Source organism: Pseudomonas marginalis, assembly GCF_900105325.1.
Taxonomy (GTDB): Bacteria; Pseudomonadota; Gammaproteobacteria; order Pseudomonadales; family Pseudomonadaceae; genus Aquipseudomonas; species Aquipseudomonas marginalis.
This window is the reverse complement of the sequence record NZ_FNSU01000003.1, coordinates 3335864-3351443: the sequence shown is the minus strand read 5'-3', so window position 1 is coordinate 3351443 and position 15580 is coordinate 3335864. Positions and strand designations below refer to the sequence as shown.

The following is a 15580-nucleotide window of genomic DNA, read 5'->3' as shown; positions in this document are numbered from 1 at the left end:
AGGCCAGCCGGCCACGACTCAGTACCCGAATTTCTTGACGACCATAGAGCATTGGAACCACCTGATCCCATCCCGAACTCAGCAGTGAAACGATGCATCGCCGATGGTAGTGTGGGGTTTCCCCATGTGAGAGTAGGTCATCGTCAAGATTAAATTCCGAAACCCCATTTGCGAAAGCAGATGGGGTTTTGTTTTGGGCGCTCGAAAAGTGCGAGGAGGCGCCTCGGGAGGGGCTTCAGTGCTAAAGTCCATGCCCTCGATTTTGCTTTTCCCAAGGAAGCCGTTATGCCGGATGCGACGTCCCTCAGTGCTGGATTCATGGTGGTTCACGGCAACCGCTTGGACGAACTGCGCAGCCTGGTGGTGAGTTGGATGCGCCGTTATCCCCTGGCGCCCCTGGAAAACGAAATCGCCCTGGTACAAAGCAACGGCATTGCCCAGTGGCTCAAACTGGCCTTGGCTGAAGACCCGGAAGACGACGATATGGGAGGCTGCGGAATTGCCGCCGCCATCGATGTACAGCTCCCCGGCAGCTTCATGTGGCAGCTCTATCGCATGGTCCTGGGACGTGACGAAATCCCTCCAAAATCCCTGCTCGATAAAGCCCCGCTCACTTGGCGCCTGATGCGCCTGCTCCCGGAACTCATCGATCAACAGCACTTCGAGCCGTTGCAACGCTTCTTGACCCACGACTCCGACCTGCGCAAACGCTACCAACTGGCGGAACGACTGGCTGACCTGTTCGACCAATACCAGGTCTACCGCGCTGACTGGCTGGAAGACTGGGCCGCTGGCCGTCATCAATTGCGTAACGGTCGAGGCGAATCAAAGCCACTCAGCCCGGCCAACTGCTGGCAAGCCGAGTTATGGCGCGCGCTGCTGTTGGACGTCGGTGAAGAGGGCATGGCCGAAAGCCGCGCCGGCGTGCACCAGCGCTTTATCGAACGTATCAATGCGCTTGAGCAAGCGCCGAAGGGGCTGCCTTCCCGGGTGATTGTCTTCGGGATTTCTTCCTTGCCCGCCCAAGCGCTGGAGGCGCTGGCCGGCCTGGCCCGTTTCAGCCAAGTCCTGCTGTGCGTGCACAACCCGTGTCGCCACCATTGGTCCGACATCGTGGCCGACAAAGACCTGCTGCGTAACGAATACAAGCGCCAGGCGCGCAAAGCCGGCATGCCCGTTACCATCGACCCACAAACCCTGCACCAACATGCTCATCCGCTGTTGGCCGCCTGGGGCAAACAAGGTCGTGATTACATCAGCCTGCTGGACAGTTACGACGATCCCAACAGCTACCGCGCCGCTTTTCGCGATGGTCGAATCGACCTGTTCAGCGACAGCGAGCCCACCACACTGCTCAACCAGCTTCAGGACGATATCCTCGAACTGCGCCCGCTCAATGAGACTCGGGAACAATGGCCGGCTGTCGATCTGGAGCGTGATACATCCATCCGCTTCCACATTGCCCACAGCGCCCAACGCGAAGTGGAGATTCTCCACGACCAATTGCTCCAACGCTTCAGCGCCGACCCCACGCTTCGCCCAAGGGACATCATCGTCATGGTCCCCGACGTCGACAGCTATGCGCCGCATATCCGCGCGGTATTCGGTCAACTGGACAGAATCGATCCCCGCTTCATCCCCTTCACCCTGACCGATCAAGGTCAGCGCGGCCGCGATCCCCTGCTGATCGCCGTTGAACACCTGCTCAAACTCCCCGACAGCCGCTTCCCCGTCAGCGAGATTCTCGACCTGTTGGATGTCCCGGCCTTGCGCGAACGCTTCGCCATCAAGGAGCGCGATCTGCCCACACTGCACCGCTGGATCGAAGGCGCTGGCATCCGTTGGGGGCTCAACGCCGAGCAACGCGCGGGTCTCGGTCTGCCGAGTAATCTGGAACAAAACAGCTGGCGATTTGGCCTTCGCCGTATGCTTCTAGGCTACGCCGTCGGCACCGGTGCAGCCTGCGAAGGCATTGAGCCCTACGACGAAATCGGCGGGCTTGATGCGGCCTTGATCGGCCCACTGGTCGCTTTGCTTGATGCGCTCAGCGATGCCCATCAAGCGCTGTCACAACCCGCAGCACCCCACGAATGGGGCGAGCGTCTGCAACGCCTGATGCAACTCTTCTTCCTACCCAGCAGCGAGCACGACGACTACCTGTTGGGTCAGCTTGAGCAACTCAGGGAAACCTGGTTGGAAACCTGCGAGTCCGTTGGCCTGCAGGATGAGTTACCGCTTACCGTAGTCCGCGAAGCCTGGCTGGCCGGCCTGGATCAAGGCCGTCTGTCCCAGCGCTTCCTCGCCGGAGCTGTCAATTTTTGCACCCTGATGCCCATGCGCGCCATCCCCTTCAAACTCGTCTGCCTGCTCGGCATGAACGATGGCGACTACCCACGCGCCCAACCACCGCTGGATTTCGACCTGATGGGCAGCGACTACCGGCCCGGCGACCGTTCGCGCCGCGAAGACGACCGTTACCTGCTGCTCGAAGCCCTGCTGTCCGCCCGCGACCAGCTCTATATCAGCTGGGTCGGCCGTAGCATCCGCGATAACAGCGAGCGCCCGGCCTCTGTACTCATCGGCCAACTGCGCGACCATATCGCCAGTGGCTGGCACAACGCACAAGAAACACCGCTACTGGACGCGATGACCCAGGAACACCCGCTCCAACCCTTCAGCGCCCGTTACTTCCACGAAGGTGATCCGCTGTTCAGCTACGCCCGCGAATGGCAGTTACTCCACGCCGCCCCGGATGCCGTTACACAGGAAGACCAACTGGCGCAGCACCAACAGGAGGAGCCCCTGAGCCTCGGCCAGTTACAGGATTTCCTACGCAATCCGGTCAAACACTTCTTCAGCCAGCGTCTGAAAGTGTTCTTCGAAGCCGCCGAAGTACCCTTGGCCGATGAAGAACCCTTCGTGCTTGACGCGCTGCAACGCTACAGCCTGAGCGACAGCCTGTTGAACGCTGCGCTGTCCCAGCCCGAGCACCTCGACCAGGCCCTCAACGCCCAGGCTCTGCGGCTGCAAGGCAGTGGCCTGTTGCCGATGGTTGGTTTCGGCGAGTGCCTGCGCAACGAACTCATTGAGCCCCTGCCCGACTTGTTGCAACGCTACCAGCAGTTGCTGGCGCTCTGGCCAACGCCACACACCGCTGCAGAACCGATCAGTTTCGAGCATCAAGGTATAGCGCTGGAAGGCTGGATCAGCGGCCTGCATCGACGCAGTGATGGCGGATTGCTGAGTGTCACCACCATCCCCAATAGCATCGGCTCGATCAAAACACGCAAATGGCATCGTCTGATTCGTCCTTGGGTCAATCATGTGGTGGCCTGTGCCTGCGGTCTGTCGTTGAGCACGGGGTTGGTGGCCAGCGACGATACGTTGCTACTGGCCCCGCTGGATAAGCCCATCGCCCGGGAAATCCTCGGCAACCTGCTGTTGGCCTGGCACAGCGGCATGAGAGAGCCGCTCCCGGTAGCCGTCAAGACTGCCTTCGCCTGGCTCAGCCAAACCGATCCGGTCAAAGCCCACGCCGCCGCGAGCAAAGCCTATGAAGGTGACGGCCTGACCACCGACGGCGAGCGTCGCGAAACCCCGGCGCTCACCCGACAGTTCCCCGATTACGCCGCCCTGGCCGCCAGCGAAGAGTTCGAAGGCTGGTGCGAAACCTTGTATCGACCGCTCATCAACGCCCCATGGCGATCACTCACAGGCGAGGAGGCCGGCCCATGAGCAGCAAACCCTTGGCCCTGGCCTTCCCGTTGAATGGCAGCCAGCTGATTGAAGCCAGCGCCGGCACCGGCAAAACCTTCACCATCTCCGCCTTGTACCTGCGTCTGGTCCTTGGCCACGGTGACGGTGAGTCCGGTTTTGGCCGTGAACTGCTGCCGCCGCAAATCCTCGTGGTGACCTTTACCGATGCCGCCACCAAAGAGCTGCGCGAACGCATCCGCATTCGTTTGGCCGAAGCTGCACGTTTCTTCCGCGAAGAGATTGAACAGCCCGACGCGCTGATCGCCGACCTGCGTGCGCAATACCTCCCCGAGCAATGGCCCGCCTGTGCCAACCGCCTGGACATCGCCGCCCAGTGGATGGATGAAGCGGCGGTTTCCACGATTCACAGTTGGTGCCAGCGCATGCTGCGCGAACACGCGTTCGACAGCGGCAGCCTGTTCACCCAGACCCTGGAAACCGACCACAGTGACCTGCTCGGCGAAGTGCTGCGCGATTATTGGCGACTGTTCTGCTACCCGATGCACGACGACGTACTCAACTGGGTACGCAACAACTGGGGCGGCCCGGCCGCGTTGATGCCACGCGTGCGCGCACTGTTCGGCAGCGAACGGCCGACGGATGAAACCCGCGAACCCGCCGAGTTGATCAACGCTTGCCTGCAAGAACGCCGTGAAGCGTTGATAAACATCAAGGCTCCCTGGCAACAATGGGCCGCCGAGCTACGCGATATCTGTCTGCAAGCCGTAGCCGCCAAAGCCGTCGACGGCCGCAAGATGCAAGCGCGTTACTTCGAGCCCTGGTTCGAAAAGATCAGCGCCTGGGCCGCTGACGAAACCCTCGAGCAACTGGACATCGGCACCGGCTTCACTCGCCTCACCCCCGACGGCATGGCCGAAGCCTGGAAGGGCGACCCGCCGCAACACCCCGGCATCGACGCCATGGCCGGCCTCAAGGCCGCCCTCGACGCGCTGCCAACCCCCGACGCGGCGGTGTTGCAACACGCTGCCGTTTGGGTGGGCAACCGCTTTGAAGAAGAAAAACGCCGTCGTGCCGAAATGGGCTTTGACGACATGCTGATCCGCCTCAACGCTGCCCTGCGAGCCGATGGCGGCGAGCGTCTGGCCAGTGTGATCCGCGAGCAGTTCCCGGTGGCCCTGATCGACGAGTTCCAGGACACCGACCCAGTGCAGTACAGCATCTTCGACAGCATCTACCGTATCGAAGAGAACCACCTCGACAGCGGCCTGTTCCTGATTGGCGACCCCAAGCAAGCCATCTACGCCTTCCGCGGCGCCGATATCTACACCTACCTGCGTGCGCGCAAATCCACGCTCGGCCGTCATCACACCCTGGGCACCAACTTCCGTTCCAGCCATGCGATGGTCGAGGCAGTGAACCACGTGTTCCAGCGGGCGGAAACCGGCCGCGGCGCGTTCCTGTTCCGGGAGTCGAATGGCGACAACCCGGTGCCGTTCCACCCGGTGCTATCCCAAGGCCGCAAGGAAAAGCTGCAGGTAGACGGCCAAACGTTGCCGGCAATGAACCTGTGGCACCTGCCCACCGACCAGCCGGTTTCCAACGCGGTGTACCGCCAACAACTGGCCGGTGCCTGCGCCACCCGGATTGTCGAATTGCTCAACGGCGGGCAGCAAGGTACGGCCGGTTTCCTGCAGCCGGACGACAGCTTCCAAGGCGTACTGCCGTCGGACATCGCCATCCTCGTGCGCGACGGCAAGGAAGCCCAGGCCGTGCGCGCCGAGTTGGCCGCCCGTGGCGTGCGCAGCGTGTACCTGTCCGACAAGGACTCTGTCTTCGCCGCCCAGGAAGCCCACGACCTGCTCGTCTGGCTCAAGGCCTGTGCCGAGCCGGACGTCGAGCGGCCGCTGCGGGCCGCCCTGGCTTGCGTCACCTTGAACCTGTCACTGCCGGAACTGGAGCGTCTGAACCAGGACGAACTGGCGTGGGAAAGCCGCGTGATGCAGTTCCGAGGCTACCGCACGATCTGGCGCACCCAAGGCGTGTTGCCGATGCTGCGTCGCCTGCTGCACGACTTCAAACTGCCGCAAACCCTGATCGCCCGCAGCGACGGCGAACGTGTGCTGACCAACCTGTTGCACCTCAGCGAGTTGTTGCAACAAGCCGCGTCGGAACTGGACGGCGAACAGGCGTTGATCCGCCACCTGGCCGAGCACCTGGCGTTGTCCGGCCAGGCCGGCGAAGAGCAAATCCTGCGCCTGGAAAGTGACGAGCAACTGGTCAAGGTGGTGACCATTCACAAATCCAAGGGCCTGGAGTACGACCTGGTCTTCCTGCCTTTCATCTGCTCGGCCAAGCCGGTCGACGGCAGTCGCCTGCCGCTGCATTACCACGATGAACACGGCAAATCCCACGTCAGCCTGCGCCCGACCGCCGAGTTGATCGCCCAGGCCGACGATGAGCGCCTGGCCGAAGACCTGCGTTTGTTCTACGTGGCCCTGACCCGCGCCAAACATGCCTGCTGGCTCGGCGTTGCCGACCTCAAACGTGGCAACAGCAGCAGCTCGGTACTGCACCTGTCGGCGCTGGGTTACTTGCTCGGCGCCGGTGCGTCGTTGAGTGAGTCTGCCGGCCTCGCGCGTTGGCTGCTGGATCTGCAGGACGGCTGCCCGGCCATCCACTACGCCCCTGTGCCCGACGCCCAGGACATCCTGTTCCACCCGCCGCGCAACACCGCCCACTTGCTCGCGCCCTTGTTACCCAAGCGCAAGGCCGCCGAGAACTGGTGGATCGCGTCCTACAGTGCCTTGCGCATTGGCGACAGCATGAGCGTCGCCAACCTTGAAGCGCCCGAAAGCCCACAGGCGCAAAAGCTTTTCGATGACGAACGTCTCGATCCCGATGCACCGCGTGACGTGGCGGCGTCCGGCGCAGACATTCACCGTTTCCCACGCGGTCCGAACCCCGGCACCTTCCTTCATGGCCTGCTGGAGTGGGCCGGGGAAGAAGGCTTCAACGTGACCTCGCAAGCCATCGAACACGCCGTAGGCGCGCGCTGCAATCGCCGCAACTGGGAAGGCTGGATCGTCACCCTCAGCGATTGGCTGGGCCATCTGCTGCACACGCCGCTGCCGGTGGATAACGACCAGGTCGCCCTGAGCGACCTGCAGCACTACCAGATCGAAATGGAGTTCTGGTTCGCCAGCCATAAAGTCGACGTGCTCGCCCTCGACAAGCTGGTGTGCCAGTACACCCACAACGGTGTGTCCCGCGTCGCCGCCGAACCGGTGCTGCTCAACGGCATGTTCAAGGGTTTTATCGACCTCACCTTCGAACATGACGGCCGTTACTACGTGGCCGACTACAAATCCAACTGGCTCGGCCCTGACGATTCGGCCTACACCCAGGACGCCATGGAACAGTCGATCCTCGAGCACCGCTACGACCTGCAATACGTGCTTTACCTGCTCGCGCTGCATCGTCAACTCAAGGCGCGCCTGCCGGACTACGACTACGACCGTCATGTGGGTGGCGCGCTGTACCTGTTCCTGCGCGGCACTCAGGCCGTCAGCCGAGGGGCGTTTTTCACCCGGCCGCCACGGGAACTGATCGAAAGCCTGGACCTGCTGTTCCAGGGCAAGCCCATCCCGCCCAAGGCTGAGCCTGCCTGGGAACAAGGAGTGTTGTTATGAGCCTGTCGCCGTTACCGCTTGAGGCGTTAGCGCCCTTGAGCCGCGCCGCCGACCTGGTGCACCTGCTGGAGCGTTGGGTTGACAGGGGGTGGCTGCGGGCGTTGGACAAGGCGTTCGTGGGCTTCCTGCACGAGCTCGATCCACACGCCGACCCCTTGGTCCTCCTGGCGGCGGCGCTGACCAGCCATCAACTCGGCCACGGCCATGTGTGCCTGGACCTGTTCGAAACCCTCAACGCGCCGGATTTTGCCCTGTCCCTGCCGCCCGAAGGCGACCTGCAAAGCGGCGCCATGCTGCTGCCGTCGCAATTGCTCGACGGCCTCGACGGCGCCCACTGGTGCCATGCACTGGCCGCCAGCCCGTTGGTCGCCCTGGCGGTGGACGGCAGCGAATCGGCACACAGTCGTCCCCTGGTACTGTCGGGCAAACGCCTGTACCTGCGCCGCTACTGGACTTACGAACGACGTATCGACAGCGCCTTGCGCCTGCGTCTCGCCACCCAGGAAAACGTCGCCGCCGATTTGCCCCAGCGCTTGAATGGCTTGTTTGACCAGCCGGCGCCCGATGGCGTGATCGACTGGCAAAAACTCGCCTGCGCCCTGGCCACCCGCGGTGCATTCAGCATCGTCACCGGCGGCCCCGGCACCGGCAAGACCACCACCGTGGTGCGCCTGCTCGCGCTGTTGCAGGCGCCGGCCGTTGAGTCCGGCAGCCCGCTGCGTATCCGCTTGGCCGCGCCGACCGGTAAGGCCGCCGCGCGTTTGACCGAATCCATCAGCCAGCAAGTGCTGTCGCTGACAGTGGCGCAAAGCGTGAAGGAAAAGATCCCGACCCAGGTCACCACGGTCCACCGCTTGCTGGGCAGTCGCCCGGGCACTCGGCACTTCCGCCATCACCTTGGCAACCCGCTGCCCCTGGATGTCCTGGTGGTGGACGAAGCCTCGATGATCGACCTGGAAATGATGGCTAACCTGCTGGATGCGTTACCGCCCCATGCTCGCCTGGTGTTGTTGGGCGACAAGGACCAGCTTGCCTCGGTAGAGGCCGGCGCCGTACTCGGTGATTTGTGCCGCGACGCCGAAGCTGGTTGGTACAGCCCCCACACCCGCCAATGGCTGCAAACCGTCAGCGGCGAAGACCTCAGCGCCAGTGGCCTGCACGAAGACCTCGATGGCAGCCATCCCTTGGCCCAGCAAGTGGTGATGTTGCGCTACTCACGGCGTTTCGGCGAAGGCAGCGGCATCGGCCAACTGGCGCGCTGGGTCAACCAGCAAAACGCCGAAGAGGCCCGCAAGCTGCTGGCCGCGCGCAGCCACAGCGACTTATTCTGCGTCAGCCTCAAAGGCGAGCACGACCACGCCCTGGAGCGCCTGGTGCTGGACGGGCAGGGCGACGGCGCCCAGGGTTATCGCTATTACCTCAACCTGCTGCACAGCGCGCGCCCCACCGTCGACACCCCGCGCGATGACCTCGCCTGGACCCACTGGGCCCAGCAACTGCTGCAAGCCTTCGATGCGTTCCAACTGCTCTGCGCCGTGCGCAAGGGCCCTTGGGGGGTGGAGGGACTGAACCTACGCATCACGGCCGCCTTGCGCAAAGTGCGGCTGATCGAGGGGGATGAGCAATGGTACGAAGGCCGTCCGGTGTTGATGACGCGCAACGATTACGGCCTGGGCTTGATGAACGGCGATATCGGCATTGCCCTCAAACTGCCTGAAAGCGACGGCGGCCCCCAGGTGCTGCGGGTGGCTTTCCCACGTAACGATGGCCAGGGTGGCGTGCGCTTTGTCCTGCCCAGCCGTCTCAATGATGTGGAAACCGTGTACGCCATGACCGTGCACAAATCCCAGGGCTCGGAGTTCACCCACACCGCGCTGATCCTGCCGGACGCGCTGAACCCGGTGCTCACCAAAGAGTTGATCTACACCGGCATTACCCGCGCCAAGCGCTGGTTCAGCCTGATCGAACCCCGGGGCGGGGTGTTTGAAGAGGCCGTGCGACGCAAGGTCAAACGCTTGAGTGGGTTGATGCTGGCGTTGGGTCAGGAGTCAGAACTATCTGATGCTGTGCTATCGTTGCGGCATCACCCCGAAAACACCTGAGAGTATCGCTGCATGAACGTGGCCGTCTCGCCCACAGAGCGTAGTTTGAGCTGGAGGCGCCTGCTGCTGGTGGCGGTTCTATGCCTGCTGGCGCCCCGCGTATTTGCCGAGGGCCCAGGCCCGGCGGACCAGCGCGCCCAGGCGGTCACGCAAGTGGTACTCGGTATCCTCAGCTATGCCCGCTGGCCGGTAGAGCCGGAGCAACTGCGCCTGTGCATCGTCGGCCCGACCCAATACACCGACGACCTGATCAAAGGCACCACCCAGGCTACCGGTCGTCCGGTCGTGGTGCGGCGCCTGCTGGTCGACCACCCCGATGTGGTCAACGCCTGCGACGCCGTGTACATCGGCAAACTCAGCAATGACGAACGCAACCGCCTGTTTGCCTCGTTGATCGGCCACCCCGTGCTCAGCATCAGCGAAGGCGGCGACCAGTGCACCGTGGGCAGTCTGTTCTGCCTGCGGGTGGGCGATGAGCAAGTGTCGTTTGAGGTCAACCTCGACTCGGTGGCGCGCAGCGGCGTGCGCATTCATCCCAGCGTGTTGCAACTGTCCCGGCGCCGGGCGCCCGCCACATGAAAGTGGCGAACGTACGACCTACCCTGCGTTCCGTCATCGGCCGAGGGCACATGATCCTGGCGCTGGTGGCGGTGACGCTGGCCAGTGTTTCCCTGACCCTGCTCGGCGTGTTGGCGCTGCGGGTCTACGCCGAACACAACCTGCACCTGATCGCCCGGTCCATCAACTACACCGTGGAAGCGGCCGTGGTGTTCAACGACCGCGGCGCGGCCACCGAAGCCCTCAGCCTGATTGCCTCCACCGAAGAAGTCGCCCAGGCTGACGTGTTCGATAGCAGTGGCCGGCTGTTGGCGCACTGGGAACGTCCGGAAACCGGCATGCTCTCCCGGGTTGAACTGGCGCTGGCGCATACCCTGCTCGAGCAGCCCATCAGCCAACCGATCCTCCACCAGGGGCGCACCATCGGCAGCATTCACCTGACCGGCCACGGCGGTAGCCTGCTGCGCTTCCTGCTCAGCGGCCTGGCGGGGATCCTGATCTGCACCGTCCTCAGTGCCTGGGTCGCCCTGCACTTGGCGCGGCGTCTGTTGCGTGGCATTACGCAGCCGCTGCAAAGCCTCGCCGCCGTGGCCCACGCCGCCCGCAGCGAGCGTGACTTCGACCGCCGCGTGCCGCCGGCCCGCATCGCCGAACTCGACAGCCTGGGCAGCGACTTCAATGCCTTGCTTGGCGAGATGGAAGCCTGGCAAAACCATCTGCAAAGCGAAAACGAAACTCTCGCCCACAAGGCCAACCACGACAGCCTTACCGGTCTGCCCAACCGCGCGTACTTCGAAGGCCGCCTGATTCGCGCGCTGCGCAGCGCCGCCAAAGCCAAGGAGCAGGTGGCCGTGCTGTACCTCGACAGCGACCGGTTCAAAGAGATCAATGACAGCTTCGGCCATGCCGCCGGTGATGCCGTGCTGGTGGCCGTCGCCGAACGGGTGCGTGCGCAATTGCGTGAAGATGACCTGGTAGCGCGCCTCGGCGGTGACGAGTTCGCCATCCTGCTGGCGCCGCTGCACAAGGTGGAAGACGCCCAGCGCATTGCCGAAAAAATCATCGCCAGCATGGACATGCCGATTGCCGTGCCTGGCGACACCCAGGTGTTGACCTCCCTCAGTATTGGTATCGCCATCTACCCCGAACATGGCGTCACACCCGGCACCTTGCTCAATGCCGCCGATGCGGCGATGTACCAGGCCAAGCGTTTGTCCTCGGGTGGCCAGCAAACGGCGGAGTCGGAGAGCCCCGTCGTCAACGTTCAACACAGGAGTTGATCCCTTGTTCTCGACCGCGCGTCTTATGTTTATCACCCTGCTGGTGACACTGCTCGCCCTTGGCGGCTGCCAGACGGCGCCTCCCAAAGGCCTGACCCCGGCGCAAGTCGCCGTCCTCAAGCAACAGGGCTTCGAGCTTACCGATGACGGCTGGGCGTTCGGCCTGTCCGGCAAAGTGCTGTTTGGCAGTGACGTCGAAACCCTTAACCAACCCAGCACCGACATCGTCCAACGCATCGGCAAGGCCCTGCTGGGTGTGGGCATCGAGCGCGTACGCGTCGATGGCCACACCGACGGCTCGGGCAAGGAAACCTACAACCAGCAACTGTCCCTGCGCCGCGCGAAAAGCGTGGCGACGGTGCTGCAGGGCGTGGGCATGAAAGAGGAAAACATCCAGCTGCGTGGGCTGGGCAGCAGTAAACCGGTGGACACCAACGACACAGCGGAAGGGCGTACCGAGAATCGGCGGGTGTCGATTGTGGTGATCGCGGACTGAGCCGGCAGCCCGATTTCAATCTGAAATCCAATCAAAATGTGGGAGAGGGCTTGCCACCTCCCACATTCGAACGGTGTTCGCTTAGTTGGCCGGAGATTCTCTAGGAGCCTCCTGCCATTTAAGGGGAGTTGTCGTTGCTGGCCTTTAATCCGCAAACCGCATCTCCCGCGTCTCCCCCATCAACAACCCCTGGTTCTGCTCCGTCACCTCGCGGATGTAATCCCACAACAACGTAATCCGCTTCAGCTTCCTCAGGTCCTCCCGGCAATACATCCAGAACTGCCGGGTAATCGCAATCTGCTCCCCTAGCACCGGCAGCAGCCGTGGATCCTGTGCCGCGAGAAAGCACGGCAAGATCGCCATCGACCGCCCTTGCTGCGCCGCCACGTACTGCGCAATCACGCTGGTACTGCGCAGGCTGGCGCTGGCGCCGGGCACGACGTTGGCCAGGTACAGCAGCTCCGAGCTGAAGGCCAGATCATCCACATAGCTGATAAACGGATGCTCGGCCAAATCTGCCGGTTTGTGGATAGGCGGGTGTTGGTCGAGGTATTCCTGGGTCGCGTACAGCTGCAGTTTGTAGTCGCACAGTTTGCAGCACACGTAGGGCCCGTGTTCCGGGCGTTCCAGGGCGATGACGATGTCGGCTTCGCGCTTGGACAGGCTGATGAAGTGGGGCAGGGGCAGGATGTCGACCGAGATGGCGGGGTAGGTGTCGACGAAGTGGCTCAACTGCGGGGTGACGAAGAAGCTGCCGAAGCCTTCGGTGCAGCCCATGCGCACATGGCCGGACAGCGCCACGCCGGAGCCGGACACTTGCTCGCAGGCCATGTGCAGGGTGCTTTCGATGGACTCGGCGTAGCCCAGCAAACGCTGGCCTTCGGGGGTGAGGACGAAGCCGTTGGTCCGGGATTTTTCGAACAGCAGCGTACCGAGGGACACTTCCAATGAGCTGATGCGCCGCGACACGGTGGTGTAGTCCACCGCCAGGCGCTTGGCGGCGACGCTGGCCTTGCGGGTGCGGGCCACTTCGAGGAAAAACTTCAGGTCATCCCAATTCAGGGAACCCAGTGATGTGATGTTTTTTTGCATATTGGACCGGCTTTTATGTGCGTTCTTATTAGAGATTTGCACATCTATACTCCAAAAACAGTCCGAACGCCTCATTCTTCAAGGCGATTCAAGCGCCTTGTCTCTGCATAAATATAAGAGTTGGAGACCACATGAACGCATCTGCCGATATTTCCGTGCAACAGGTCAAGTTGCTCATCAATGGTGAGTGGGTCGAGTCCAAGACCACCCATTGGCAAGACATCGTCAACCCGGCCACCCAGCAAGTGCTGGCCAAAGTCCCGTTCGCCACGGCCGATGAAGTCAATGCCGCCATCGACGCCGCCCATCAAGCCTTCCAGACCTGGAAGCTGACGCCGATCGGCGCGCGCATGCGCATCATGCTCAAGCTGCAAGCCCTGATCCGCGAACACTCCAAGCGCATCGCGGTGGTCCTCAGCGCCGAGCAGGGCAAGACCATTGCCGATGCCGAGGGCGATATTTTCCGTGGCCTGGAAGTGGTGGAGCACGCCTGCTCCATCGGCACCCTGCAAATGGGCGAGTTCGCCGAGAACGTCGCCGGTGGCGTCGATACCTACACCCTGCGCCAACCCATTGGCGTGTGTGCCGGCATTACCCCGTTCAACTTCCCGGCGATGATTCCGCTGTGGATGTTCCCGATGGCCATCGCCTGCGGCAACACCTTCGTTCTCAAGCCGTCCGAACAAGACCCACTTTCGACCCTGCTGTTGGTGGAGCTGGCGCTGGAAGCCGGCGTACCGGCGGGTGTGCTCAACGTGGTGCACGGCGGCAAGGACGTGGTGGATGCGCTGTGCACCCATAAAGACATCAAGGCTGTGTCCTTTGTCGGTTCGACTGCCGTCGGCACTCATGTCTACGACCTGGCCGGCAAGCACGGCAAGCGCGTGCAATCGATGATGGGCGCCAAGAACCACGCCGTGGTGCTGCCGGATGCCAACCGCGAGCACACCCTCAATGCCCTCGTCGGTGCCGGTTTCGGCGCGGCGGGCCAGCGTTGCATGGCCACCTCGGTGGTGGTGCTGGTGGGCGCGGCCAAGCAATGGCTGCCGGATCTGAAAGCGCTGGCGCAAAAGCTCAAGGTCAACGCCGGCAGCGAAGCCGGCACGGATGTCGGCCCGGTGATCTCCAAGCGCGCCAAGGCCCGTATCCTGGAATTGATCGAAAGCGGCGTGAAAGAAGGCGCCAAGCTCGAGCTGGATGGCCGCGACATCAAGGTGCCGGGCTTCGAGCAAGGCAACTTCGTCGGTCCGACCCTGTTCTCGGGCGTGACCACCGATATGCAGATCTACACCCAGGAAATCTTCGGCCCGGTGCTGGTGGTGCTGGAAGTCGACACCCTCGATCAGGCCATTGCGCTGGTCAACGCCAACCCGTTCGGCAACGGCACCGGCCTGTTCACCCAGAGCGGGGCGGCGGCGCGTAAATTCCAGAGCGAAATCGATGTGGGCCAGGTCGGTATCAACATCCCGATCCCGGTGCCCGTGCCGTTCTTCAGCTTCACCGGTTCCCGTGGCTCCAAGCTCGGCGACCTCGGCCCGTACGGCAAGCAAGTGGTGCAGTTCTACACCCAGACCAAGACCGTCACCAGCCGTTGGTTTGACGACGACACGGTCAACGATGGCGTCAATACCACCATCAACCTGCGCTGATTCGGGAGACGACCATGAAGATTGCATTTATCGGCTTGGGCAACATGGGCGCACCGATGGCCCGCAACCTGATCAAGGCCGGCCATGGGCTGAACCTGTTCGACCTGAACCAGACGGTGCTCAAGGAACTCGCCGAATTGGGCGGCAACATCAGCGACTCGCCGCGTGACGCTGCCCGCGGCGCCGAGCTGGTGATCACCATGCTGCCCGCCGCCGCCCATGTGCGCAGTGTCTGGTTGAATGAAGACGGTGTGCTGGCGGGGATCGGCAACGGCGTGCCCGCGGTGGATTGCAGCACCATCGACCCACAGACCGCGCGCGACGTCGCCGCTGCTGCCGCCAAGCAAGGCGTGGTGATGGCCGACGCACCGGTCTCCGGCGGCACCGGCGGGGCGCAGGCCGGGACCCTGACCTTCATGGTCGGCGCCACCCCGGAACTGTTCGCCACCCTGCAACCGGTGCTGGCACAGATGGGCCGCAACATCGTGCACTGCGGCGATGTGGGCACCGGGCAAATCGCCAAGATCTGCAACAACCTGCTGCTCGGCATCAGCATGGTCGGCGTCAGCGAAGCCATGGCCTTGGGCGACGCGCTGGGCATCGATACCCAGGTGCTGGCCGGGATCATCAACAGCTCCACCGGGCGCTGCTGGAGTTCCGACACCTACAACCCATGGCCGGGCGTGATCGAAACCGCGCCGTCGTCCCGTGGCTATACCGGCGGGTTCGGCGCCGATTTGATGCTCAAGGATTTGGGCCTGGCTACCGAGGCGGCGCGCCAGGCGAAACAGCCGGTGATTCTGGGGGCTGTGGCTCAGCAGTTGTACCAATCGATGAGTCAGCGTGGGGAAGGGGGCCAAGACTTCTCGGCGATTATCAACAGCTACCGCAAGCCCAAATAAGGGCATTCAGGGACGAGCATTGTGGTGAGCGGGCTTGCCCCGCGCTGGGGCGCGAAGCGGCCCTGAAACCAGACGCCGCATTCTTTCTGAGAGAA

General features: G+C 63.0%; 9 protein-coding genes and 1 rRNA gene. 9 read left to right on the top strand and 1 reads right to left on the bottom strand.

Annotated features, from left to right (window positions below; translation table 11 throughout):
- Window positions 1–33: 33 nt before the first annotated feature.
- From rrf to BLW22_RS24720, 7 genes are all read left to right on the top strand, one after another.
- Window positions 34–149 (top strand): 5S ribosomal RNA (gene rrf / locus BLW22_RS24750).
- 136 nt (window positions 150–285) lie between these two features.
- Complete coding sequence (gene recC / locus BLW22_RS24745) at window positions 286–3735, top strand: exodeoxyribonuclease V subunit gamma (protein ID WP_074847618.1); 3450 nt, start codon at window positions 286–288, stop codon at window positions 3733–3735.
- The gene (recB, locus tag BLW22_RS24740; protein ID WP_074847617.1) at window positions 3732–7406 is read left to right on the top strand and encodes an exodeoxyribonuclease V subunit beta; all 3675 of its coding nucleotides are present in this window, start codon (window positions 3732–3734) and stop codon (window positions 7404–7406) included. Before recC ends, recB begins: the two co-directional genes overlap by 4 nt.
- Window positions 7403–9508, top strand: coding sequence for an exodeoxyribonuclease V subunit alpha (gene recD / locus BLW22_RS24735; RefSeq protein ID WP_065947231.1), 2106 nt, complete (start codon window positions 7403–7405; stop codon window positions 9506–9508). The genes recB and recD overlap by 4 nt, the downstream gene beginning before the upstream one ends.
- A 12-nt stretch (window positions 9509–9520) precedes the next feature.
- Window positions 9521–10087, top strand: coding sequence for a regulatory sequestration protein YfiR (locus BLW22_RS24730; RefSeq protein WP_065925941.1), 567 nt, complete (start codon window positions 9521–9523; stop codon window positions 10085–10087).
- Window positions 10084–11346 carry a diguanylate cyclase DgcN/YfiN gene (locus BLW22_RS24725; protein WP_065925942.1) on the top strand — a complete coding sequence of 421 codons (1263 nt, stop codon included), beginning with the start codon at window positions 10084–10086 and terminating at the stop codon, window positions 11344–11346. The genes BLW22_RS24730 and BLW22_RS24725 overlap by 4 nt, the downstream gene beginning before the upstream one ends.
- 4 nt (window positions 11347–11350) lie before the next feature.
- Window positions 11351–11842 (top strand): outer membrane lipoprotein YfiB, encoded by a 492-nt coding sequence (locus BLW22_RS24720; protein WP_065925943.1) that lies wholly within the window; start codon window positions 11351–11353, stop codon window positions 11840–11842.
- Window positions 11843–11986: 144 nt separating this feature from the next.
- Here the strand turns inward: BLW22_RS24720 and BLW22_RS24715 are convergent, their stop codons facing one another.
- The gene (locus BLW22_RS24715) at window positions 11987–12934 is read right to left on the bottom strand and encodes a LysR family transcriptional regulator (protein ID WP_065925944.1); all 948 of its coding nucleotides are present in this window, start codon (window positions 12932–12934) and stop codon (window positions 11987–11989) included.
- A gap of 131 nt (window positions 12935–13065) precedes the next feature.
- On the opposite strand from BLW22_RS24715, the gene BLW22_RS24710 reads away from it, so the two are divergent.
- Both BLW22_RS24710 and mmsB read left to right on the top strand, forming a co-directional pair.
- Window positions 13066–14583 carry a CoA-acylating methylmalonate-semialdehyde dehydrogenase gene (locus tag BLW22_RS24710; RefSeq protein ID WP_065925945.1) on the top strand — a complete coding sequence of 506 codons (1518 nt, stop codon included), beginning with the start codon at window positions 13066–13068 and terminating at the stop codon, window positions 14581–14583.
- 14 nt (window positions 14584–14597) lie between these two features.
- Window positions 14598–15485 carry a 3-hydroxyisobutyrate dehydrogenase gene (mmsB, locus tag BLW22_RS24705; RefSeq protein ID WP_065925946.1) on the top strand — a complete coding sequence of 296 codons (888 nt, stop codon included), beginning with the start codon at window positions 14598–14600 and terminating at the stop codon, window positions 15483–15485.
- Window positions 15486–15580 lie beyond the last annotated feature (95 nt).